Source organism: Seinonella peptonophila (assembly GCF_900129355.1).
GTDB classification, from domain to species: Bacteria; Bacillota; Bacilli; order Thermoactinomycetales; family Thermoactinomycetaceae; genus Seinonella; species Seinonella peptonophila.
Genome location: NZ_FQVL01000001.1, coordinates 177955 through 201673, shown reverse-complemented (window position 1 = coordinate 201673; position 23719 = coordinate 177955). Strand labels below are relative to the sequence as shown.

Annotated in this window: 28 protein-coding genes and 1 pseudogene; 4 read left to right on the top strand and 25 right to left on the bottom strand. The window is 36.8% G+C overall.

What is annotated here, in order from left to right; genetic code table 11:
• Window positions 1–93: 93 nt before the first annotated feature.
• Window positions 94–366, bottom strand: coding sequence for a hypothetical protein (locus tag BUB71_RS00960; RefSeq protein ID WP_139278944.1), 273 nt, complete (start codon window positions 364–366; stop codon window positions 94–96).
• A 58-nt stretch (window positions 367–424) separates the two neighbouring features.
• Between BUB71_RS00960 and BUB71_RS00955 the strand changes: the two genes are divergently transcribed.
• On the top strand, window positions 425–985 hold the full coding sequence (locus BUB71_RS00955; protein ID WP_073150520.1) for a thioredoxin family protein: 561 nt from the start codon (window positions 425–427) through the stop codon (window positions 983–985).
• 85 nt (window positions 986–1070) lie between these two features.
• Here the strand turns inward: BUB71_RS00955 and BUB71_RS00950 are convergent.
• The 9 genes and pseudogenes from BUB71_RS00950 to pdxK all read right to left on the bottom strand — a co-directional run bounded on the left by BUB71_RS00950 (window position 1071) and on the right by pdxK (window position 7788).
• Window positions 1071–1408: pseudogene (locus tag BUB71_RS00950) on the bottom strand (VOC family protein).
• A gap of 206 nt (window positions 1409–1614) precedes the next feature.
• Window positions 1615–2349: an SIS domain-containing protein gene (locus BUB71_RS00945; RefSeq protein ID WP_073152600.1), complete on the bottom strand. Its 735-nt coding sequence runs from the start codon at window positions 2347–2349 to the stop codon at window positions 1615–1617.
• A 5-nt stretch (window positions 2350–2354) separates the two neighbouring features.
• Window positions 2355–3062: a KDGP aldolase gene (locus tag BUB71_RS00940; RefSeq protein ID WP_073150517.1), complete on the bottom strand. Its 708-nt coding sequence runs from the start codon at window positions 3060–3062 to the stop codon at window positions 2355–2357.
• Window positions 3056–3790 carry a creatininase family protein gene (locus BUB71_RS00935; RefSeq protein ID WP_073150514.1) on the bottom strand — a complete coding sequence of 245 codons (735 nt, stop codon included), beginning with the start codon at window positions 3788–3790 and terminating at the stop codon, window positions 3056–3058. Before BUB71_RS00935 ends, BUB71_RS00940 begins: the two co-directional genes overlap by 7 nt.
• 18 nt (window positions 3791–3808) lie before the next feature.
• Window positions 3809–4798, bottom strand: a complete 990-nt coding sequence (locus BUB71_RS00930; RefSeq protein ID WP_073150511.1) for a phosphotriesterase family protein — start codon at window positions 4796–4798, stop codon at window positions 3809–3811.
• Window positions 4799–4813: 15 nt separating this feature from the next.
• Complete coding sequence (locus tag BUB71_RS00925; protein WP_073150508.1) at window positions 4814–6112, bottom strand: PTS ascorbate transporter subunit IIC; 1299 nt, start codon at window positions 6110–6112, stop codon at window positions 4814–4816.
• A 16-nt stretch (window positions 6113–6128) separates the two neighbouring features.
• On the bottom strand, window positions 6129–6395 hold the full coding sequence (locus tag BUB71_RS00920) for a PTS sugar transporter subunit IIB (protein WP_073150505.1): 267 nt from the start codon (window positions 6393–6395) through the stop codon (window positions 6129–6131).
• Window positions 6392–6835 carry a PTS sugar transporter subunit IIA gene (locus BUB71_RS00915; RefSeq protein WP_073150502.1) on the bottom strand — a complete coding sequence of 148 codons (444 nt, stop codon included), beginning with the start codon at window positions 6833–6835 and terminating at the stop codon, window positions 6392–6394. Before BUB71_RS00915 ends, BUB71_RS00920 begins: the two co-directional genes overlap by 4 nt.
• A gap of 146 nt (window positions 6836–6981) precedes the next feature.
• Window positions 6982–7788, bottom strand: a complete 807-nt coding sequence (pdxK, locus tag BUB71_RS00910) for a pyridoxine/pyridoxal/pyridoxamine kinase (RefSeq protein ID WP_073150499.1) — start codon at window positions 7786–7788, stop codon at window positions 6982–6984.
• 114 nt (window positions 7789–7902) lie between these two features.
• Here pdxK and pdxR point away from each other — a divergent pair, with 114 nt between their 5' ends.
• Together pdxR and BUB71_RS00900 are read left to right on the top strand one after the other, a co-directional pair.
• Window positions 7903–9369 (top strand): MocR-like pyridoxine biosynthesis transcription factor PdxR, encoded by a 1467-nt coding sequence (gene pdxR / locus BUB71_RS00905; RefSeq protein WP_073150495.1) that lies wholly within the window; start codon window positions 7903–7905, stop codon window positions 9367–9369.
• Window positions 9370–9457: 88 nt separating this feature from the next.
• Window positions 9458–9790, top strand: coding sequence for an ASCH domain-containing protein (locus BUB71_RS00900; RefSeq protein WP_073152596.1), 333 nt, complete (start codon window positions 9458–9460; stop codon window positions 9788–9790).
• 33 nt (window positions 9791–9823) lie between these two features.
• Here the strand turns inward: BUB71_RS00900 and BUB71_RS00895 are convergent, their stop codons facing one another.
• The 4 genes from BUB71_RS00895 to BUB71_RS00880 all read right to left on the bottom strand — a co-directional run bounded on the left by BUB71_RS00895 (window position 9824) and on the right by BUB71_RS00880 (window position 13420).
• Window positions 9824–10051 carry a hypothetical protein gene (locus BUB71_RS00895; protein WP_073150491.1) on the bottom strand — a complete coding sequence of 76 codons (228 nt, stop codon included), beginning with the start codon at window positions 10049–10051 and terminating at the stop codon, window positions 9824–9826.
• A gap of 353 nt (window positions 10052–10404) precedes the next feature.
• On the bottom strand, window positions 10405–11445 hold the full coding sequence (locus BUB71_RS00890) for a threonine aldolase family protein (RefSeq protein WP_245815483.1): 1041 nt from the start codon (window positions 11443–11445) through the stop codon (window positions 10405–10407).
• Between the two features lie 132 nt (window positions 11446–11577).
• Window positions 11578–12774, bottom strand: coding sequence for a pyridoxal phosphate-dependent aminotransferase (locus tag BUB71_RS00885; protein ID WP_073150487.1), 1197 nt, complete (start codon window positions 12772–12774; stop codon window positions 11578–11580).
• 91 nt (window positions 12775–12865) lie between these two features.
• Window positions 12866–13420, bottom strand: coding sequence for a hypothetical protein (locus BUB71_RS00880; RefSeq protein WP_073150483.1), 555 nt, complete (start codon window positions 13418–13420; stop codon window positions 12866–12868).
• 119 nt (window positions 13421–13539) lie between these two features.
• On the opposite strand from BUB71_RS00880, the gene BUB71_RS00875 reads away from it, so the two are divergent.
• Window positions 13540–14037, top strand: coding sequence for a glutathione peroxidase (locus tag BUB71_RS00875; protein WP_073150479.1), 498 nt, complete (start codon window positions 13540–13542; stop codon window positions 14035–14037).
• Here the strand turns inward: BUB71_RS00875 and BUB71_RS00870 are convergent.
• The 11 genes from BUB71_RS00870 to BUB71_RS00820 form a co-directional block, all read right to left on the bottom strand.
• Window positions 14026–14394, bottom strand: coding sequence for an ArsR/SmtB family transcription factor (locus tag BUB71_RS00870; protein ID WP_084730884.1), 369 nt, complete (start codon window positions 14392–14394; stop codon window positions 14026–14028). The two genes, BUB71_RS00875 and BUB71_RS00870, sit on opposite strands and share 12 nt — an antisense overlap.
• Before the next feature lie 473 nt (window positions 14395–14867).
• Window positions 14868–15773: an aspartate carbamoyltransferase gene (pyrB, locus tag BUB71_RS00865; RefSeq protein WP_073150476.1), complete on the bottom strand. Its 906-nt coding sequence runs from the start codon at window positions 15771–15773 to the stop codon at window positions 14868–14870.
• Between the two features lie 15 nt (window positions 15774–15788).
• Window positions 15789–16526, bottom strand: coding sequence for a hypothetical protein (locus tag BUB71_RS00860; RefSeq protein ID WP_073150473.1), 738 nt, complete (start codon window positions 16524–16526; stop codon window positions 15789–15791).
• A 23-nt stretch (window positions 16527–16549) separates the two neighbouring features.
• Entirely contained in the window at window positions 16550–17239 is a 690-nt protein-coding gene (locus tag BUB71_RS00855; protein ID WP_073150470.1) for a hypothetical protein, read from the bottom strand.
• 549 nt (window positions 17240–17788) lie between these two features.
• A complete protein-coding gene (locus tag BUB71_RS00850; protein WP_073150467.1) occupies window positions 17789–18082 on the bottom strand; it encodes a hypothetical protein in 294 nt (97 codons plus the stop codon).
• Window positions 18083–18194: 112 nt separating this feature from the next.
• Complete coding sequence (locus BUB71_RS00845; protein ID WP_084730882.1) at window positions 18195–18800, bottom strand: TetR/AcrR family transcriptional regulator; 606 nt, start codon at window positions 18798–18800, stop codon at window positions 18195–18197.
• A 403-nt stretch (window positions 18801–19203) separates the two neighbouring features.
• A complete protein-coding gene (locus BUB71_RS00840) occupies window positions 19204–21177 on the bottom strand; it encodes a serine hydrolase domain-containing protein (RefSeq protein ID WP_073150464.1) in 1974 nt (657 codons plus the stop codon).
• 6 nt (window positions 21178–21183) lie between these two features.
• Entirely contained in the window at window positions 21184–21876 is a 693-nt protein-coding gene (locus BUB71_RS00835) for a hypothetical protein (protein WP_139278943.1), read from the bottom strand.
• On the bottom strand, window positions 21851–22753 hold the full coding sequence (locus tag BUB71_RS00830) for an ATP-binding cassette domain-containing protein (RefSeq protein ID WP_245815482.1): 903 nt from the start codon (window positions 22751–22753) through the stop codon (window positions 21851–21853). Before BUB71_RS00830 ends, BUB71_RS00835 begins: the two co-directional genes overlap by 26 nt.
• Entirely contained in the window at window positions 22734–23126 is a 393-nt protein-coding gene (locus BUB71_RS00825; protein WP_073150458.1) for a GntR family transcriptional regulator, read from the bottom strand. The genes BUB71_RS00830 and BUB71_RS00825 overlap by 20 nt, the downstream gene beginning before the upstream one ends.
• 168 nt (window positions 23127–23294) lie before the next feature.
• Window positions 23295–23708: a pyrophosphohydrolase domain-containing protein gene (locus BUB71_RS00820; RefSeq protein ID WP_073150455.1), complete on the bottom strand. Its 414-nt coding sequence runs from the start codon at window positions 23706–23708 to the stop codon at window positions 23295–23297.
• Between the last annotated feature and the right edge of the window lie 11 nt (window positions 23709–23719).

Sequence of the window (23719 nt, the reverse complement as noted above, 5' to 3'; positions counted from 1 at the left end):
TCTACGCCTAAAACTCGGTTTCCTATTTCTCGATAGAAAGAGATAACTACTGATTTGAGAAATTACTCAAAAAAAGAAAAAAACAAATCCAAACTAATGATCTAGTTTGGATTCATAATTTGCTACACATAATTGTTCATTTATAATTGGAAATGAGTTTGAATCATTACTTTCAGCTTCTTTTCTTAATACCTGATAAAATCTTCGAGTAACTGTCCGATGAAGCAAGCCTTTACGTTCTAAGTCATCCTTTTCATATGAAAGAAAATTAACATTCCCATAGAAGAGTTCGAGAAATATACGTTCGCGAAAACCTTTATCCATTGCTGCCAAAAAGAAAGCTAAGGCGTATTTCTTTTTCTTCATCTCCATTCTCCCTTCTTCCATAGACTTTGTTATACTTGGTTAAAAAGGAGTGTTAGAAATGGCAAGAACCGAATCCAATATGTTCCCATTGGGAAATCCAGCTACACCATTTGAATTGCTTGATGTGATCTCAAATCAAACATTATCACTTAAAGAGCTAGCTTCTGATACTGCAACGGTAATCTTTTTTATCTGTAATCACTGTCCCTTTGTGAAACATATTAACGCAGAATTGATCAATGTAGCAAATCATTACAAAGAAAAAGGTATTTCTTTTATCGGTATTAACTCGAATGATGCTGATTCATACCCTGATGATTCTCCAGAAAATATGAAACAGGTAGCTGAAGATTTACAATACCCCTTCCCCTATCTTTATGATGAGACACAAGAAGTAGCTAGAGCATATCAAGCAGCGTGTACACCTGATTTCTATATTTTTGATAAAGAACTAAAATGTGTTTATCGTGGTCAACTCGATGACTCCCGTCCAGGGAATGGAATCGAACCAAATGGTGCTTCAATCCGCGCAGCACTAGATTCCATATTAGCTGGAAAACCTGTTCCAGAAAGACAGAAGCCTAGTCTTGGTTGTAATATTAAGTGGAAATCGAATTAAAAGAAAAAGAGTGCCATTTATCCACTGAATGGCACTCTTCCTTAAAGTTGTTCATTGAATTATAGCTGGTTTAATGCTTGGGAAATTAGCAAAGTACTTCGACAGTAATCACCTGGTGCATTTACATAATAAGTATAACCATGAGAGTGTACAGGTGGTTTCACATCAAATCCATCTTTTTTCATACGCTTATTGATTTCGCCCACTTGATCTTCACTTCTCTGTGAGAAACCAATATGAAAAGTTTTCGGATAATTGATTTCTTTTCCCTTCATCAAAGTAAGTACAAAACCATCCTCATCTAGCATTATTGCAAAATTATCTCCCTTTGTAGCTTTACATTCAAGATTAAAATATGTTTCTAGAAAATTTCATAGCAGCATGTACATCGGTCACAGTTAAATTCGCGTGATTAAGTTTCATTATTCAATTCCCCTTCCCAATAATATTTATATACCGGAAATAATTATTATAAAAGACTAGCAATTTATTAATTTAATGCTCTAAACTCCAACTGATGAAGCAGAAGTGTTTTCCATGTTCACCAAATTAATAACAAAAATGAATGAAGATATGAAAAATAAAAAGCCTCTCGATGAAGTTCATGACTTCATCGAGAGGCTTCATCTCTAAGATAACAACGGAATACGTTCTTGATATTTTTCTACGAGTTTCTGGTTATGTTCGTCAGCCCCCTCAACATTACCACTTATAAAGACAGGAGGTGGATTATATCCATTTTCAATTAAGCGATTGGTAACCTCGATCATTAATGAATGAATAATTGTAGCCCCAATCACAGTTGAAGCTGAACCATAGCGAATTGATGAACTTGGATGTTGAATCATCGCATCACCTTTCTCCACATAGTTGTCTAAGACTAAATCGACAACTTCCCAAAGACGCTTTCCACTTTTATGACGGGAAGGCTCATTAGCATAAGCTGAAGAAGTTAGACCAATTACATATGCACCTTTTTCTTTTGCACTTAATGCTACATCGATTGGAACTGGATTTTTGCCCGATGTAGAAGCGACAATGACTACATCTTCAGGACGGATCTCTTCCTGTTCTATAAATGAGTCAACATAATCATTTTTTCTTTCAATTTGCGAGGATGTAACTGCCCCTTCATGCAGCATTAAAGGTTCATGAAAAATGACACGAACAGGTGCTAATCCGCCAGCTCGATAAAATACCTCTTCACCCAGTATGTGTGAATGCCCACAACCAAATATCTGTACAATACCTCCATTTTCAATTGCTGAAGCTATTTTATCAGCACCTCTTCGAATGGCTTCCGCTCCTTCTTGTTCTATACGATCCAAAAGCTTTCGAATCTGTTGGATATACATACTCATCATTTGCACTAACCACTCACCTTCTCTAAAATCATGGCCACTTGCTCTGGAATGGTACGTTTTGTTTGAGGATCAATCGTTGAACCAAATATATGGGGCATAAAAAGCTTGATGCCACTTGTTTGAACAGCTTCAACCATATTAACGATATTGTCGACAGAGATTCCACCTGCTGGCTCAATTCCTTCTATTCCTCTATATGCAGCTTTACGTGTCAGGTCAACCAATTCATCCAAATGAGTTAAACCCTTTATCGGCATTAACTTAATTGATGGGATGCCTAAAGTATAGACCAAATCGACAAAAGCATGTGTAGACATCTTTTGCCCTGAGCTCAATTGAACTTGACCCACTTCACCTGTGGGAGCTACTAATGCATTGACCCATTGACGCTTCCCTTGACCTTCACAATATCCCTGAGCATAACTAGCTCGTTCGAATGGTTGATTAAGATGACCTGCACCAGTCGTAGAAGCAATGGTTAACGCCTTCTTCCAATTTTCCGGATTACCATTCCCGCCCAGACCGATACTCACCATATCCACATGTTTCTTGAATGTTCGAACCTTTTGAATTCCCTCCTCTATTGAATGATCTGCGGCAGTGATTCCTGGTACAACATATCCTTTTCCTGCTTCTAAGACTTCTACTAGATTCTGATCATCTTTTACCAGAAAATTAAATAGTAGAAAACCATGTAGCCGATTTGTTAACAACCTAAGTCATCCTTTGCTTTTAAAATCATTCTCTCCATTTCATCCAATGCAGCTAGTATAATTTTTTCTCCTTTATCATAGGTTGCTTTCGTTGCATCACCTAATACGGCACTTTTTGTAAATTGGCTCCAGGGAGTAGGTGAAATGTCCGTTTCAGCAGGAATCTCAGGTATATCTTGTATCGCACGACTCATATCAACATATTCATTCGCTAAATAGAGCATATAAGATGTTTCAAGCTCACAAGCATGAAAATAGCTATCATGAACTGACGGTGATTCACGCACTTCTTCAATAATTTTCTTCGTTCCTGGATAAAACATACACATGACACGATTCTTTTGAAATGAGTCATAAAGGACACGAGCAGCTTCTTTTAGAGCAACAGCATTGCCATAATGACCATTCACGATTACAAAAAGACGAATGCCCTGTTGAAATAGACTTTCACCAATTTCGACAATCATTTGAGTTAATGTTTGATTTGATAAAGTTAAGCTCCCAGGAAAATCACGTAAGCTCCAAACTTGCCCATAAGGAAGCGTTGGTAAAACAAGTCCATTTACCCGCTTTGCAAGTAAATTCGAGAGACGTTCGGCCAATAAATTATCAGTTCCGAGTGGTAAATGGGGTCCGTGTGCCTCAACTGCACCAACCGGGAGAATCGCTGTTTTTGATGAATGGATGAGATCAGATATCTCATAAGAATTCTGTTTATCAAACTGCATCAACTGATCACCGCCATTTTATTTAAATCTAAAGCATCGAGCGGGATTACTGATAAAAAACTTATCGATTAATTCTTGCCCATGGAAACCTCGGTTTTCTGCCTCTTCTATAAATCTTGGAACCCATTTTGAAATAATATATTCTAAACCTAGACCATAATCATAGTGCTTGTAATAGCTTTTTCTAGCTGTATCACCACTCACTAAAATCTGGTCAGCATAGCCCTTTTTCACCAGCTCTAAAATACAATTAATTCTTGTACTCTCTGGATAGTATTTAATCTTCGCTACACCATCAAAACTTAAAAAAGCTCCCGTCTTCGCAATCTGTTCATGATAGTACGGATCAGGATTTCGATCCATATGTCCGAAGCTAACATAATGGAGATTCACTTTTTCTTGTCTTAATATTTCAATCTGCTCTAATGCCATTGTTCCTGCTTCCGTATGCGAATGAACAGGGGCTTTTGTTTCATGATGTGCTTGAGCTACCGCTCGAATCGTCTTTATTTCAAGCGGTGTAATCCGGTTATATCCTGTTCCAAACTTTACTTGCCCCCCGCGATAAGAAGTACCTTCAAGTCCTTCTTCAACTTCACGAATAACATGCTGTGTCAATTGTTGAACAGAAGCTTCCTCGATCCACTGGCCATATGTTTCATATTCTCCAAGTTGTTCTCGATGTGACCTCGTCAATTGAGCAGTCCATAAAAAACTTTTATTAAATCCAGCAGTTCCTATAATTTGCACACCTGTTTCCTTACCTAAACGCGCAACACTTTCAACATCTCGACCATAATCGATTGCCGTCGCATCTACAATGGTTTTACCACCAGCATTTTTAAAATCCAATACATCTTTTTTCGAAGACTCATAGTCATCTAACAGAAGATCGTCTTCCCCCTTTTCAACCCAATACGGAGGACGACATATGATATGTTCGTGTGAGTAAGTAAATCCTAAAGTATCCGGTTTGATGTCGCCTTCAAATGTTCGAATAAAACTCATTTCATTGACACTTCCCTAGAACAAAATTTTAGCGAACAACTGTACAATCGGTCCTAAAATAAACATATCTGAATCTGCAGCCCACATTGCAGTATCTGGAATGGTTTTTGTGATCATGTTAGTAACCATCAAATATTGACCCCATGCCACAACAGTCGAAGTAATAAAACCTCCTAACAATGCACCGCGTACACCACCTGTAATATTTCCGAAAACACCTGCGGCAGCGCCATGAAAGAATAAAACAATCATCGTTGGTACGAATACATAACCAATTCCTTGACCCAGTACAAGTAACCAGATTAAAGCACCAACGAGCGTCCCAATAAATCCAAGCGTGACTGCATTTGGTGAATATGGATAAACAACGGGGACATCTAAAGCCGGTCTTGCGCCCGGAACCAACCGTGTTGCAATTCCTTTAAAAGCAGGAATCAGTTCTCCTATAAACATCCTCACTCCCATTAATACAACGGCGATTCCACCTGTAAAAGTAAGTGCTTGGATAATCGAATAAATCGCAAAGTTTTGCGTACCAGCATTTTTGATCAGTTCAGCAGCAACTGGATTTTTCCCAGCACTTAAAACAAAAAATGAACCAATTAAGAAAAGAACTCCCATGGTCAAACCTGTAATCACATTTGAATCCCTGATAAATTCAAGACCCTTTGGCACTTTGATTTTCTCTGCGTCATTCTCTTTATTCCCGAATAATTTTCCTAATCCAGCGCCAAGCAGCGCAACAGAGGCGGAGGTATGACCTAGAGCAATCTGGTCATTCTTTGTAATTCGTTTCATGAATGGTTGTGTGAGTGCGGGTTGAATGGTCCAATACAGACCCATGAAAACAGAGAGGAAAATGACTAAAGGCCAGAATGAGACATTACCAGCAGTATTGATAATAATTCCAGCGAAGATTGTAGTGGTCCAAAACATCATGTGTCCTGTTAAATAGATATATTTTAGCTTGGTTAGTCTTGCTAATAATATATTGATCAGAAAACCAATAGACATTGCTAACGTTACAGCGCTTCCAAATTGCTCGTTGAATTTCGTTTGTCCTAGGAAACCTTGCATCGGTGGAACCTGAATACCAAACACAACTTTCCACATGGGTTCAAAAATATTGAGCGCTCCTGTAATGATTCCTGCCCCCGCGCTAATGATCAAAAATCCAATAATTGCTTTAAAAGTCCCTGTAATAAGCTGACTCGCTGTCTTTTTTTGTAGAAGAAGTCCAATAAATACAATAATACCTAGTAAGATAGCAGGCGTTCCAAAAATGTTATTTGCAACCCAAGTAAGTATATTCATACATTATCAACTCCTTCTATATATGTCCTTGCAATGCATCTTTAATTTCATCTAAATCAAAATAATTTTCCACGATTACAATCTTTTCTTGTTGCTCAGGTAATGACTTGGCTAATTCTGAATTCGTCACAATTAAATCTGCTTCAATTCCAGAAGCACTTGAAACATCCATATGTTCAACATCAGCGGTGACTCCAAATTCGTTTAGTACCTGTTCGATATTCATTCTTAAAATTAAACTGGTACCTTGTCCTAAACCACAAACAGCTAAAATCTTTTTCATGTACTTAACTCCTTTATTATGATCTCGATCTCATCGACCGAACCTGTCATTAACAATTGTTGAATCGTCTGCTTATTACCTAGAAGCTTAGATATTCTTTGCAGTACCTCTAGATGCTCATTGCTCGATGAAGCAGCTAATGCGAATACCAGTTCAACCGGATCATTGGTTTGATGACCAAATGAAAGCGGTTTCTCTAAACGAATCAATGATAGAGCAGCTTGGTTCACGCCATCTTCCGGTCTTGCATGTGGAAGAGCAATCTGAGGAGCTATCACAAAATAGGGACCATGTTGACGAAAGGCTTCTACCATTTTTTCAACATAACCTTCTTCCACATCTCCATTTTTGACCAGTAGTTTCCCTGCTTCTCTTATGGCTGCTTCTGGTGTGTCAACTGATACATCAAGTTGAATACGCTCACGATCTAAAAAATTCATAACAACCTCCTTCGCATAATTGGTCTATACATCTATACCCAATTATGACCGAATGATCATGTTAATTCAATATAATTTTATATTCAATCCTATTTAAAATAAGCATCTCCCTTATGGAAGATGCTTATACCAATATTAAAAAATGATTATTTTAATCGATGAGCCATATGAAGCGTTGGACCAATATATTGATTGAGTTTAAATCCATGACGGATAGCTTCTGTAACAAATCGCTTAGCGTATTGAACGGCTTCAGGAACAGCTTGTCCCTTAGACAATTCTGCTGTTATTGCTGCAGCATACGTACAACCAGCTCCATGAACATATGTCGTATTAATTCGTTCTGACTCTAAAACTGTAAATGTTTCCCCGTCATAGAGTAAATCGATTGCTTGTTCATGCTGCAATTTACTGCCACCCTTGATTAGTACATATTTTGCTCCTAATTCTTTGATAATGGAAGCAGCTTGTTTCATTTCTTCCAAGTTGGTTGGGGTTTTGGTTTGACTCAGTTGCCCAGCTTCAAACAGATTAGGCGTAACAATTGTCGCACGAGGTACTAATTTTTCCCGAATGGCTACTGCTGTTTCTGGATGTAACACCTCATCAGTTCCTTTGCAGACCATCACCGGATCAATCACGACTCGTTCTAATTGGTGTTTATCGATCAGCTGAGCAACATGTTCAATAATTTCAACCGATCCAAGCATCCCTGTTTTTAATGCATCTACACCAATCCCCTCGAGAATTGTTTTGGTCTGTTCTTGTACTGTTTCTAAGTTAACAGGAAAGACCAAATGATTCCATCCTTGGTCTGGATCCATAGCGACAATGGTTGTTAGAGCTGTCATGCCATATACTCCTAATTCTTGAAATGTTTTTAGATCAGCCTGAATTCCTGCTCCTCCGCTGCTATCTGAGCCTGCTATTGTAATTACTTTTGGTATAGACATTATTTTATACACCTCAGTATATTAAAAAATATGTTTACGGAATGATATTATTTAATGTAGTATATAACAGTCAATAACGGACTATAACACTTAATACTTGGAAGGAGGATTTAAATGAAGATTGAATTGAATCGACAAGCACAAATTTCGTTATCAAAACAAATTTTCCAAGAAATTGCTGACCGTATTCAATCCGGTTATTTTCCTGGAGGCGCTCGCCTTCCTTCCATTCGTAAACTGGCAAAAGAGCTTTCTGTAAGTCCAGTTACAGTAATACAAGCATTTACTATGCTAGAAAAAGAAAAATATATTACCCGTGTACAAGGAAAAGGTACTTTCGTAAACGAGATGTCTGATACACAAGATCATGACATGGTAACAATGTTACAAATACCTGATTATCTACATCGTGCTCAACAACTATATTATAGCCAACATCCAGCTAAACTTAATTTTTCTTTATCTGTAGTTGACCCTAGTCTTCTTCCTGCGCAAATTTTGAGTAATCATGTTAAAGAACTCATCCAAACTCATCCCGAATTGCTGGTTCAATATGGGGAGATCCAAGGAGCTTTCCCTCTACGACAAGCATTTGCCAAGTATTTAAATAGGGAAAAAATTCCGATCACTGCTGAAGATATCTTAGTCACAAATGGTTCTCAACAAGGAATAGATTTAGTAGCAAGATGCTTTTTAGGACCTGGGGATATTGTGATCACGGAGGAAGTAACCTATCCAGGTGCAATCGATGTTTTTAGAAGTCGAGGCGCAACCGTTCTTCCCGTACCGATGGATCAAGAGGGAATTTCAATCAATCACTTGATTCGTTTACTAGATACGTATCAACCACAACTTATTTACACAATCCCCACTTATCAGAATCCGACTGGTCGAGTTATGAGCGAACGAAGAAGGAAACAATTATTAGAAATAGCAGAAGAAGTTAATTGTTTAATTCTTGAAGATGATCCCTGGAGTGAAATCTATTTTGATGCTCCTCCTCCTGCACATATTAAATCATTCGATAGGAAAGGACATGTGATTTATCTGAAAGGGCTAAGCAAAATGCTAGCTCCTGGGTGTAGGGTGGGTTTTCTATCTGCAGAAAAAAGTATTTTACGCAGATTGCTAGGGACAAAGACAAATGCAGATATGGGAAATCCATTATTTAATCAATGGATTATCCTTCCCATTTTCCAACAGCAATCGCTCGATCAATTGGTACAACAACTACGTGACCAATTAAAATATCGACGTGATCTTTCAATAAAGCTGTTAAAAAAACATGCCTTGGCAAAGATAAACTGGATATATCCAAAAGGTGGTTTTAATATTTGGATCACACTGCCTGAACATATAAACTGCACGGAGCTACTATTTTACGCAAAACAACAGGGGGTTGACTTTTTTCCTGGTTCAGCTTGTTATCCAACCAATCCGCAACATAACCATTTACGACTTAGTTTTACCAATAGTACAGAAAAACAAATAGCATTAGGAATTCCCCTACTGTGTAAAATTATTGATGAATATATCGCAAATGAGAAACAGGGTACAACTAATGATCTTCCAGGATTTTGATCCCTGCCTAGATTTGGACAAAACTAAAGTGATATTATTTAAACAAGAAGAGTTAAAATGTATTGAACAAGCAAAAGACGAGGTGAGTATGATAGAACATCTTCCACCGAAAACATGCACAATCGATCGTTTAATTACACAAAAAACAGATATCGACCGAGTACTTTCGGGTCAAAAATTAGCTACTCGTCGTAATGGGCGTTATGCTGATCCAGGTGAAGTTCTCAAACTCCAAGGACAAAAATTTGAAGTATATCGAGTTTATCAACAATCATTGGGTGACATGCAAGATCATGATGCAAAGCAAGAAGGATTTTCCAATTTGCAAGCATACAAGGACTATATTCTCTCACTCCATCCTAAAATGCGTTGGATTCCACAAGCAAAGGTTTGGGTACACGAATTTAGACCGCTTACCTAAAAAAAGTGTCATTTCATTATGAAATGACACTTTTCAGCGTTCTTTTTGAGAAAGTAGAGATTCCATTATCGTTATATCTGGTAATAATGGAGGTTGCAATCGTTTGTGTAAAGCAGAAAGTTGAATAGACAAGTCATTTTGTTGTTCTATTAATTGATTTTGAGTGTTCTGACGAAAAGTATCGATCTGATCTCGTTGACTGCTAGACTCTTTCCAAAGATTTTTGTCTGTTTGCAAATAATAAAGTGCTACCTTTTCCATAAAGGTTCTTGCCCCAGCGAATCTTTGAAACAACATTGACAATTTTACGGGCATCGAAGCGTTTAGATTTTCAGGTGAAAATTGCGCAAACTCATATTCAATAAAAGACTTTATTAAACCATCTCTTTCTTATTTATCTAATTCGTCTAGTACACTTAACCCGCATTCAGCACTTAACAAATTTTGATCTTCTAGCTTATAATCTTCTTGATTTAATTCTCTGATAACTTCTTCTTCATCCTTTACTGCTGCAAGTTTCCTTAGACCCGTTAAATATTGGTTTAAGAGATCATTCTGTGAGCTTAAATTGCATGATAGGACCTTTCGCAGGATTTATAACACAATAATTGTTTTCACCTCGTGGAATAATCACGAATAAATTTCACAAATGCATCAACGTCTTCTTCGGATGTATCAAAGGAAGTCATCCAACGCACTTCAGATTTTTCTTCATCCCAAATATAAAAAGGAGTAACTTTTTGTAAATCGTAAATCAAAGCAGGCTCCATAGATGCAAAAACTACATTTGATTCAACCTTCTGAGTAATTTTGATAGCAGGAATTTGTTTAAGTTGTGTTGCTAATCTTTTGGCCATTAAATTCGCATGATGTGCATTTTTGAACCACCGCTCATTTGTGAGTAGTGCATTGAATTGGGCAGCAATAAATCGTTGCTTAGAGCCAAGCTGCATCCCTTGTTTTCTAATATACTGAAAGTCCTTCGCATATTCCTGATTGAAAAATATTACCGCCTCACCATACATCATTCCATTTTTCGATCCTCCAAAGGAGAGAACATCTACACCTAGATCAGCTGTTAATTCTTTTAAACCAACATTTAATGAAGCTGCTGCATTTGATAATCTTGAGCCATCCATATGTAATATCATGTCATTTTCATGCGTGAAGTCTACAATCTCCTTGATTTCATCTAGGGTGTAAACTGTTCCTAACTCAGTGTTTTGCGTAATCGTAACTGCGCGTGGTTGACTATGGTGGGGATCCCCAAACCTTTTTAGATGTTTTTTGAGTTGGGCTACAGTGAGTTTTCCATTTTTCGTGGGAACAGTGAGTAGCTTACATCCAGTAAAACGCTCTGGAGCTCCACATTCATCAACATGGACATGTGCACTCTCAGCACAAATAATCGAATGATAAGGTTGGGTAACAGCCTTCAATGCTAATACATTAGCAGCAGTACCAGTGAATACAAAAAAGACTTCTGCATTTTCGCCAAATTGTTGTTTGAACTTTTCAATAGCAGTTGATGTATATGGATCATCACCATAGGATCGAACATGACCACCATTTGCTTGAATCATTGCTTCCATCACATCAGGATGTGTACCTGAATAATTATCGCTGGCAAAACTATTTTTTATTTGTAACATCATCTATACTCTCCATATTGAAAAATAGAAATAGGCATTATTAGATTGAAATATATAAAACACCCCAAGAACTAGAATGTTTCCATATCATCATTCGGATAGACCACTACTTCATGAAGTGGCCTATCCCTTAACTTATCGGTTAACAGCAAGATGGCTAGTAAAATGTTCAATTCGTTTAAATGCTTCTTGCAAATCTTCTATCGATGTAGCATAAGAAATGCGAACATGGTGGTTGGACCCGAACGCAGACCCTGGAACAACAGCAACTTGCTCTTTTTCTAATAATGCAGTTGACCATTCATCAGAATTTTGGTAAGGAGATTCTTCAAGAGCTTTTCTTATATTGATAAATACATAAAATGCCCCTGGAGGAGTTAAACAAGATAGCCCCTCAATCTCATGAATTCTATTCACTACATAATCTCGTCTTTCTTTAAATGCCGCTTTCATTTTTTTCACGGGCTCTTGAGGGCCTGTAAAAGCTGCTAAAGCTGCAAACTGCGCGATAGATGTTGGATTTGATACACTATGACTTGATAAATCGTTCATAACATTGATTACATCTGCTGGCCCCGCTACAAAGCCAATTCGCCAACCAGTCATAGAATACGTCTTCGAAACTCCATTAATGACAAATGTTCGTTCATAAAAACGCGGATCTAAACTAGCAATGCTAACAGGAGAAAATTGTTCATCATATACAAGATGCTCATAAATTTCATCTGAGATGATCCAAAGATCATATTTTACACAAATTTCTCCGATCTTTTGTAATTCTTCAGGAGTATAAACCATCCCTGTAGGGTTAGAGGGAGAATTAATCAAAACTGCTTTTGTTTTCTCTGTAATCGCAGCTTCTAGTTGCTCTGGTGTGATTTTAAAATTCTGCTGCTCATCAGTTGTTAATATGACAGGTTGTCCTTCAGCAAGTGTAATTTGATCCAAATAACTTACCCAATAAGGCATTGGAACAATTACTTCATCTCCCTTGTTCAGAAGTACTTGAAATAAATTATACAATCCATGTTTTGCACCAACAGTAACAGTGATCTGACTAGGGACATAGGTCAATCCATTCTCTCTTGATAACTTATCTACAATCGCTTGGCGCAATTTTGGAATACCTGAAGATGGTGTATATTTTGTTTGTCCTTCATCCATTGCTTTTTTAGCAGCTTCAAGTATATGTTTAGGTGTGTTGAAATCTGGTTCACCCGCACCTAAACCAATCACATTATGTCCCGCAGCTTTCAGCTCTTGCGCCTTTGCTGTAATCGCCAAAGTTGGCGAAGGGGTCAACTGTTGTACTCGTTTCGATAATCGGTTCATTTTAACTAGATTCTCCTTCTTTTATCTTGAACTACCATTATCTTAACAAAGATACCTAAACAAATCTGCATTTTTATTGAACAGACTAACTTCAGTTAATTATGTTTAATATTTCCAAACGATGCAAAATCATATCATCTTCCTCCATTCGTTCATGATCTAACAAGACCACCTGATATAAAAAATGTTTATTATGTTTTAATTGAATGAGAACCCAATCCTCTTCATGCGACAAACGATATTCCACATTTTTCTGTTTTGAAATACGATCAACTGTCTGATAAATCTTCACAAAGTCTTTTTTGGTTACACCTTGTTGGATACCATACATCATCCGATCCCAAGCCATTGTCAATCGTGTATCTGGATTTCCTTTAAACTGGATGAGTAAATCACGTTCACCTATTACTTCATCTAACCGACTATATAATTCGGGGAAATTCGAGATGAATTTTGGGGGAAGAATGATTTTTAACCGAACTTGATCAGTCGTAAACTCAAATGTATAGATGGATGCGGTTGGTATAATTCTTAAAGCTTTTCTAACAGGTTTCTCTATATAGTAAAACTGATAAAATAAATAAAAAGCATATAGACAGAAGAAAGTTAAACCAATCGCACTTAGACTTCGTATTCGTCGTTTCACTTATTGACCTCTCCCATTTAACAAAAAACATTTTTTCGAGATCTTTCTACAGAATGCTTTGACGTTCGTTTTAAAAAGAAGCATAATAGACGAAAACTTGCAAATAGGAGTGAAAAAAGTTGACCATATATGATTATTCGGCTAAGCGTGTCGATGGAAGTAACCAGTCTCTAAAGGACTATAAGGGTCAGATTATATTAATTGTTAACACGGCAAGTAGATGTGGATTTACACCACAATATCAAGAATTGCAGAAACTCTACGAAGATTATCATGAGCAGGGCTTTACCATTCTGGCTTTTCCCTGCAATCAATTTATGAATCAGGAACCAGGAACAGAAGAAGAAATCTTGAAATTTTGTCAAACCAATTATCATGTTACTTTCCCGATCTTTGCAAAAATCGATGTAAAAGGAGATCGAGCACATCCTTTATTTCAATATCTCACTAAAAAAGCGAAAGGAGTGCTCTATGACGATATCAAATGGAATTTTACAAAATTTCTGATCGATCATAATGGAGAAGTTGTGATGCGCTATGCACCTACCACTTCCCCTAATAAAATACGCCCTGATATTGATCGATATCTATCTGAGTCAACTCATTCAAGTGTGTAGAATGTGAAAAAGGCTAGTTTGTAATAATGTTTCAACATGCTCATCGTGCAAACGATAGTAAACCGTTCGACCCTCTTTACGATTTGATACCATTCTTGCTTGCTTCAACTTTCGTAACTGATGCGATACGGCTGATTGAGTCATTTCTAATGACGCTGCTAGATCACAGACACACATTTCATTTTGTCGAAGCGAGTGAAGAATTCGAAGTCTAGTCGGATCACTAAACGCTTGAAATACAGTTGACAATCGAGCAATTTGATCCTCTGGCAACATGGACTCTTTCGCATGTTGCACTTGTTCTTCATGTATGACCGTAATTTCGCAAGTGTCTACTTCCTTCACAATGGTTGACATCTCCATTTCCTTAAATACTACTCTTAGTTTACCATAAATTCTTATAAGAGCCCTTTGCATCTTTACAAGCGATCGGAAAGAACAATGAAATCAATAGCAACCGCAACATAAAAACTAACTACAAAGGTTGCTTTTTTTATTTCATCCTTCTTTATAGGCGATATGTAAAACACCAAGAAAGGGAATGTTAGATAGTTGAATATTATGTATATTTATTAGCGCATGACCCAGAATCTTTGGCTCCAAGTCATGCACGAAAAAGCAACTTCATTCCACTTAAAGCAATGTTCCGAAATCCACCGAAGACTGCTGCCTTTAGCTCCGGCGGATCTCTGAATATGCATTACAGCATTTGGTAAACTTTCTTATAATTCAAGTTGCTCAATCCAGTTCCATTCAGCAAATTCATCCATGTCCTGAAACAGCGCTTAGATGTCATTGTAGAGAACCAACATAGTTGTTAAGTTGTGTAATTACTCTCCTAATAAAGTGGTTAATAGTGCCATTCGTACGTACATTCCATTTTTTGATTGGGCAAAATAAAGAGCTCGCGGGTCTTGATCAACTTCTGTAGCGATTTCACGATTACGAGGGAGAGGATGAAGTAGAATTGTCTCAGCACGAAAATGATTCAAAGCTTGTAGATCTATAATAATTTCCTGGACAGATTCATCAGAATCTTCCATCCGCTCCAACTGAGTCCGTGTATGATATATGACATCTATATCTGAGGGAATCTCCTCGATTCGGCTACATGCATGATATGGAATGTTATTTTTATGTAGTAAAGCAATATATTCTTCAGGCAATCTAAATGCAGGATGACTCAAGCCATAAATCGTCACATTTGGCGATTCAGATAGTTTTTTGACTAGAGAATGAACAGTACGTCCATAGCGAAGATCTCCTGAAAGGACGTATGAAAGCTGGTTCCATCTTCCTTTATGTGAATAGATTGTGTAAAGGTCTAACATCGCCTGCGTTGGATGTTCATTGGAACCACTTCCTGCATTAATGATTGGAACATCGGCAACGCTTGCAGCAATATCAGCCGCCTCATTTTCATAATGTCGAAGAATGATAGCATCTGCATATCCATGAACAACACGAATCGTGTCACGTAAATTTTCACCTTTTACAGCAGAGGAAAGTTCACGTGCATTTTCTGTACTGATTACATGTCCTCCTAATCGCTGTATGGCTGCCTCAAAGGAGAGCCTAGTACGAGTACTTGGTTCATAAAAAAGAGTAGCGACCACTTTACTAGATAATACTTCACGATATCGATCAGGATAATGTTTGATGCGATCAGTAAGTCGAAATAATGCAAGTAAATCTTCTGTAGAGAAACTATCAATGCTCAATACATGTTCCATCATGTTCCACCCTATCTGTTATTGAATCTTAGGTTTAGGATTCCTTTTGATATAAGCCCGAATAATTTGTTCGTTTGTTTTCAAGCGGCTGTAATTATTAACTAAATGTGTAATCAAGCCGTTGATCCATACGACTACTTCGCGTTTCTGTCTTTCTGCTTCCGCTTTTTTTTGCTCCATGATCTTAATTTGTTCTGTGATGCGTTTGATTGTTAGGTCAAGAGCAGCCTTATCGTCAGGCAATTGGTTCGCATAAGTAAGTTCGGCAGTATTTCCACCACCTGTTGTTTGTGCTGTTGCCGCTTGCGAAATCGCTCTTTTCTCAAGCTCCTGTACTTTAATACGCAATTGGTCATTCTCTTCCATAATCGGAAGAATATTGCCTTCTGTTTCGTCAAATTGAAAATACTTTTGAACTGTATCTGTCGCCTCATTGTAAAAGCGTTCTAAATCAGATTCACTACCATTATTATTTACAAAAATAGCATTTAAAATGTTATTGTTAAACTTGCTAACATAACTTAAACTGGCTAATAAGTTAGTAATCTTATCAAAACGCTCTTCAAATAGACCCTCAGCTCGTTCCACATATTGACTAATCAATTCAGACATCACTTTCTCTGCTGCATATGTCTGAAGATAACGAGCTACACTTAGCCGAAGCACATCAACTAATTCAACATCAGATGTTTCAGAGATTTGACCCACCAATTCTTTTGGTAGTTTAACCTTATATTGTATAATGTCGTTATTCATCAAATCCTCCCCCCTGATTAAATTTAAATAACCCCTTTCGGTTTAGGATTCTGTCTCGCATACTCCTGAATCAATGTATTTGGGTCACCTTGACGCTGGTTTAAGAAATTAAGCAAGCCATTAACCCATGTTGTCATTTTCTTCTGTCTTTCTTCTGATTCAGCAAGTTGTTGATTCACCCTTTGAACAGCAGATGCAAATTCTTGTTCCTTTTTTTTGCCTTCTTGCTCTTGACGAGATTTTAATTGATCGATTTCCCCTTCTCTTTCTTCCCATTTACGTAGACTTAATTGTAAATTTTCATTGTCTGTGATCAATTGAGCCGTGGTTTCCAATTCTTCTTCGCGGAAACGCTCGATAATAGATTGGTTAGTACGATTATATAACTCATCGATCAAATCCCGTCCTATTTCACGTTCAAAAAGATGCTCCAAAAGAATACGAATTTTCGCTGTATCATAGCTGGAAGATAATAATAAAGTTTTCACCAAGTCTAATAAGACTCGTACATGATCTTCTAATACTTCAATTCCCTCTTGCACCATTCGTTGTGTTACTTCTCTTGGATCGCGAGACTCAAAATAATCCAATAGTGCCGAAAAGACTACTTTATCTACTTCATTGCTACTGCCATACTCATTATTTGCAATCGATTCTAATGTTTTAACCTGATAGGATGGTAGGGGAATTGTAACCTCAATTTCTTCGCTCATTCCCAGACCTCCTTTCGAAATGATTAGTTTAAATTCTAACATATTTATACATAATGGAGCCTACAATTTATATTATATGTAAATTAATTGTTAGGTGTTAAAGTGGATTTTGTGGATTCGTATTTTCTAGATTAATAATGACCAAAGCAGGATATCGTGATGCGAAAAATATGCTGGTGCATTAAAAGGATATTTTAAGCGTCATAGTATTGACGGTTTCACCCAACATAACACAGTACACGAATTGATCCATATTGCTGATGTTTTTGCGTACTTACAAGGTAAGAGTGGCAATGTGTATTCATCTTTTGATGATTATCTCATAAAAAGCCATTTAACATTATTTATGAACGCGAAAACGGATTTGAATGGTAAGTATTGGGTAAAATCCATACTTAAATCGATTTTCACCAGAAAAACAAGTGGGAAAATTCATGCTCTGACCGTTGCAAAATCAATTGAATAGGAGAAATGAGAAAGACTATTCCTCTGAGTCAACAATAAAGGAATAGTCTTTCTCATTTCATTTTTCAGAAACAAATTTTTTCATCATTCTACATAACCTTCTGTAAGCCAAACCCGTTCTGGTGGAGTAAGGTTTGGTCCTAATGCACCAGCTTTCTCTCTGCCTTCTGCAAGTACCTTTGAATGCCAATATTCTTTTGCACGTTCCAGACTTGTATACTCCATCATTACAATAACTGTATTCGGTTCATCAGCAGAGAGAAATTGGCCGATATCAATCAAGCCATACTCTTTTCGATGTGGTTGCAGTTCATCAAATGCTTTTCGAAATCGGGCTAAATCAGCCACTGGTTGTTTTACGATCATATAGTTTTTCATAAAAATTCCCTCTCCTCATTTATGTTAAGTTTTATATGTAAACAACTGTTTACATATAAAATATATCACGTTTTAGATCATTTGCAAACGATTGTTTACTTAGTGAGAGGTTTTAAAAATCCTTTTCTGATAAAAGAGTTGAGAGAACACTTTGAAAGTAGGGAAGTAGTACGTCAGCAGAAGTTTCTGAAAGAGTATTTTTTTTCAAGAGTCGTCTTAAAATAACCATTCCAGTAAGCAAAGCAGTTATAAAACTTGCACGCAGTTCGGCATCGGGAGCGTCTGTGAATTGTGTTAGATTGCCTTCTAAGGTTCTTAGCAAATTTTCCATATACTCTATAGCAGGTGGATGGTCAGACGAACGCAACAGTGTAACAAAAAGGTCATGATTCGAACCAGCAGGATCAGTTAGGATACTCATGAGCAAACGCTCTCCCAATTGATCTGATGGTCCATGTATTGCTTCATCAATACGATTTTGGTCAAAAGAAATTACTTTTTGAAAAAGCTTATCCTTCGATCCAAAGTATCGAGAGATAAGCGATACATTCACTCCTGCATCCTCAGCAATATCACGTAAACTAGTGGCTTCATACCCATCACGAGCAAAGTGCAGTCGGGCAGCAGCCAGCAAAGCAGCTTTTGTCTCTTCTTTATTACGGGTGCGTATCATATTCTGAGAGGAAAACTCTTCTGTATGTAGTCGTTTTTTGTTCATGATTAGCTCCTTTGGTTTAAAATAGTTGCTGCTTATATATTAATCAAGTTATCTATGGTATTGTAGGTTCAATCTTTATCATTTCCCTCTATTATTTCGAGCAAAAGCAAGAATCAGAATCACCCCTTCCCTCTTTACCTATTCAATAATCGGACATTACTGAAGGGGTGATAACTCATAGCTAGCCTGGAAACGTAAAAAAAAACGTCAAAAAAGGATGGACGAGTGCCATCGCCATCCTTATGGTAACAATTTTTATCCTTGGAACTGCTCAAAAATTTAATGGAGCTATTTAATTAAGCCTAAGTCTATAACGGTTGCCGCCATTATAGACTCTTTAGTTGGTGAATAGTGGTCAGCCTTTATTGTATCCATTTTATGTGTTTAGATACAAAATGCAACATCAGGGGGCTAACTTAAAAATGGCTTCGGAAATTAATGCAGCAGCTTCTTTTCTAAGCATATATTGTTTAGGATGGTAATCAACACCTGTATTGGTTTTAGTAACTTCAGGTCCAAATAATTCTAATGCGACTATTGCCTTAACCCCTTGTGTTGATTCGTCATTTACTTCTCCTGTTATTTGAGCATCCAACTTATCTATCTCTGGCATCCTAAGTTTCTTGGCTGCTCTCATAAAAATAGTTGCAGCTTCCTGTCGTTGAATCGGTTCATCCATTTTGTCAGGATTGTTTAAAATCCCTAGATCCATAGCTTTCTTCACCTTTTCTGTAATGGATCCATTTTTTCTTTGTTCTGGTTCAATTGTAGGGGAAACTTCAAGTACCAACATCGTCATGGTTACAAATTCTCCTCTTGTTATCGGTTGATTCGGTTCAAATTGGTTATTCCATGTTGAGGGCAATAGTTTTGACACTTGAACATTACGAATTTGTTGTGCATAGTCATCATCTTTTTGGACATCAGGAAAATATGGAACTTCACTCCTTTGAGAATAAGATAATAGATTCTTCATATATGTGATCGAACCATCTGAATTTTCTTTGAAGGCTAGCAATTGTCCCTCATCATTGACAAATAATAATGGATCAATCTGTCTGTAAATTATTTTCTTCTTACCATTGTTAACAAATGAAATATTATATTCAAGTGCTAACTCCCCATCACCATATGGAGTGATATGAGTGATTAAAAAATCTTTACGTAAATCCATAAAAGTTCCTGCAAACCGCTGTAATTTTTCTTGAGGTGTTTTCATGTATTCGAGGTGTTTCTTGTTAGGATAAAAACGATTCATAAATTGCTTATAAAACTCTTGGCGTATGTCAGAAGGTTTGTTTCCTACAATAAAGAAACCTACTTTTTGTTCAGGCAGTAGAGTTAGTAAATTGCTAAAACCTTCAGCATCGCCTCCTTTAGAAATAACGTATTGGTTATGGTGGTCTTGAGTAAGTAGCGAGTTTTCAAAGCCAAGCGTTGTATCCGGATATGTTGGATGAATTTCAGATTGATATTTATGCATCGCCATAACGGTCTTTGAATCGAGAATATTTTTACTCTTGAAAACACCACTATTCAAATGGGAAATCATAAAATTGGCAATATCATGAGGTGTTGCATTGAGCCCTGCTGCTCCATCAATTGTAGGCGCCCATGTATAGGGAGTGATTACATTTCCATTCGGATCATATTCGAGGGATCGTTTTATCAGGATTTCAGGTGATAAAAATAGAGTACTATTTTTCATCTCCAAAGGTTGAAAAATATTCTTTTTCATATATTGTTCTAATGGTAAATTTGATACTTTTTCTATCATGTAACCCAATAAAGTATAACCATAACTATCATACATGAACACCTCACCAGGTTTTCGTACCACTGGAGGTATATGAGTCTGTAAAAAAGTTTTTATTGGATGAAATTTTAGTAAATCTCTTTCAAAATCAATTTTTTGTGTTTCACTTGAAGCAAAGCCCGATGTATGAGTTAATAAATGTTTCACAGTAATTGGATTTCTATAAGGATTATCAAATTTGATATCCCCTAGGTAAGCTTGAATATCCTTATTTAAATCGATTTTCCCTTGTTCCACTAACTGCATGATCGCAGTGGCCGTAAACAACTTTGTAGTAGAAGCCATTTGGAAGACTGTTTTTTTGGGATCAACAGCTATTTTTTTATCTAGATTTGCGTAACCAAATCCTTTTTCATATAAGATTTTATCTCCCTTAACTACAACTACAGCTCCTCCAGGTACATTCATTTTTTTTATTTTTTCCTGCTGAAAAAATTGATTTACAAATTTGCTGACCTCTTCAGTGGATAAATCCCCCTCTTCTGAAGCTTGGCAACCGGTAAGTAAAAGCTGAACTACAATAATCATGACTAGTATAGCTTGCAATGCTTTTCTATCCATTGGCTATCATCCTCTATTCCATAAAATTAAACGTTTTCTCGTAAACAACCATCCCGTTGTTAAAAATAAACAGCTAATCAGGAAATTAAGTCCAAATCCCTGTAGTAACGAATCGTTAGAAAGCAGTGTCAGAGATATTTCTACTAGTTTAGGTTTGAGTGTTGAGAACGATATACTGATCCAAATAGCAGCAACGATAAGAATGATCCAAATAATCCATCCAATGAAGTGTTGTAGGCATGAAAATAGTAAATTTAATATAGAAACAACAAGTAAATAAACCCCTATTTGGTAAATAAACATTCCGATGATGCCAAATTGATCCCAGTGAAAAATTTCTAAGATGTTCATATAGTTATATTTATAAATAAGAGATAAACTCATTTCGATCTTTAGACATATCACATTAAAAACGGCGAAGATACCTATCCAGATCGCATAGATTGAAAGTAATCCAGTATAATATTCATTACGGCTTGCACCTAAATTAATTACACGTTTAAAGTAGCTTAATGGCAGAACTGTAGCCACAAAAAGAAGAAAAATAGTAATGAAATTACCAGGAGAAACATAAGTATCCTTCTCATTACCCCAAATGAGACTTAATATGATATCAAGAAACTTTAGGCCAATAATACTCCAAAAATAACCTTGGAGAAGATAGAAAGAAGTTTTAAATTGAATTTTCAGTCCGTTCACCACTTGATTCCCTCCTTTCGAGTAAATAGGCAAAGAATTTTTGAAGTGACAATCTTTCAACTGAGATATTATCTATCTTTGCTCGTCTTTTGTCTTCTTCTGTGAGCAAATCATAAATGACCGTGAGCATACCTTTTCCATAAGATTCTTGATATATTACTTGTTTATCACTAGTGAACTTTTCAATTTCTGTACGGTTGCCTGTTAGTAGGTGCGAAGAAATACAAATATTTTCCACGGCATCTTTGAGAAGGATCGTACCTGATTCGATGATAAAAAAATGCTCAATTACCTTGGTCACTTCATCGATTAGATGGGTGGAAAGTAAAATCGTTCGTGGATTATTGGAATAATCATCTATTAATATGCGATAAAATTTCTCGCGCATGAGTACATCTAGTCCAATTTCTGGCTCGTCGTAGATTGTTAGAGGAGCTCGACTTGCTAGCCCGATTGTATTTCCTAAAATTGTTTTCATTCCTCGAGAAAGTTGACCAATCTTTTGCTGAGGATTTAGTTTGAATTCTTTCAGTAGTTGATTAGCAAAATTCCAATCCCATCGATTATGAAAGGCAGCAGCTAACTCTAGTAGATCGATGACCTTCACACCACTGAAATAGTACTGTTTCTCTGAGATATAACAGATTTCTTTCGAAGAATCACCATAATTCAAACGTTTTTCATTGACGTTGATTACTCCACGATCCGGGAAAATATTTCCTGAAATCATATTGAGTAGTGTAGTTTTCCCAGCTCCATTGCAACCAAACAATCCATAAATTGTGTTTTCTTGCAAAGTAAGATCAAGGTTGATCAATGCATTATGTTTCCCATATCTTTTCAATAGATTTTTGCATTCAAGAATTGTCTTCATCATAGCCCAACTCCTTCTTCTTCTGTTTAATCATTTCAATCACCTCGTTAAGGTTCAATTTTAGTTTTTCTGCTTCGTCAAGCAAATTTTGTACAAGTTCGTTGTAGAATCGATCCCGTCTTTTGATCATAATTTTTTTTTTTGCCCCTTCATGAACATACATTCCCATTCCTCTTTTTTTATAAAGGATTCCTTCATTCACCAGCAAGGCAATCCCTTTCGTGATTGTTGCGGGGTTGATTTGGGAGGTTTTTGAGAATTGTGAAACCGAAATAATCTGATCTCCCTCGTTATAGACGCCATTCAAAATGTCATCCTCAATGACTTCGGCTACTTGTTGGAATATAGGTTGCTTATCGTCGAAGATTACTTTCATTAAATCACCCTGTTAGTATGTTATATGACTAACATACTAACAGGGTTCATTTTCCTTGTCAATCTTTTTCGTTTATTCATCCATTACATTGAATTTAAGAAAATTTCATTCCGATTTTAAAAGGCCAACTGCTTAAGCAGTTGGCCTCACTTACTTTACCTTATTCATTCATTTACAGTCTTTTGACTCGATCGTATCGTTTTGCTGCCGCTTAATTTCATCTTTCAGCCTTGGTGCTGGATCAATCCAGGTAGGAGGTTTGATTACTTTACCATCACTCTCTCGATAGCGCGGCTTACCATCTTTCCAACACTTACTCATATTCGCTTCATGAACGATCTCAAACAATTTTTCAGGTTTCACACCCATTTCAACCAAAGTCCCCAAAGCAAGATAGATGGTATCGATCATGGCATCAGCTTGTTCATCGAGTGTCTGCGCCTCAATCATTTCACCAAGCTCTTCTTGGATCCATTCCATACGGACCTTTGCTCTTTCAGTTGTAAGCATTGTGGGCTTTGTTGCATGCGGAACAGAGAAAAGTTGATGAAATTCTAATACTTTCTTCCACACCTCATCCATTGAATCTTTTA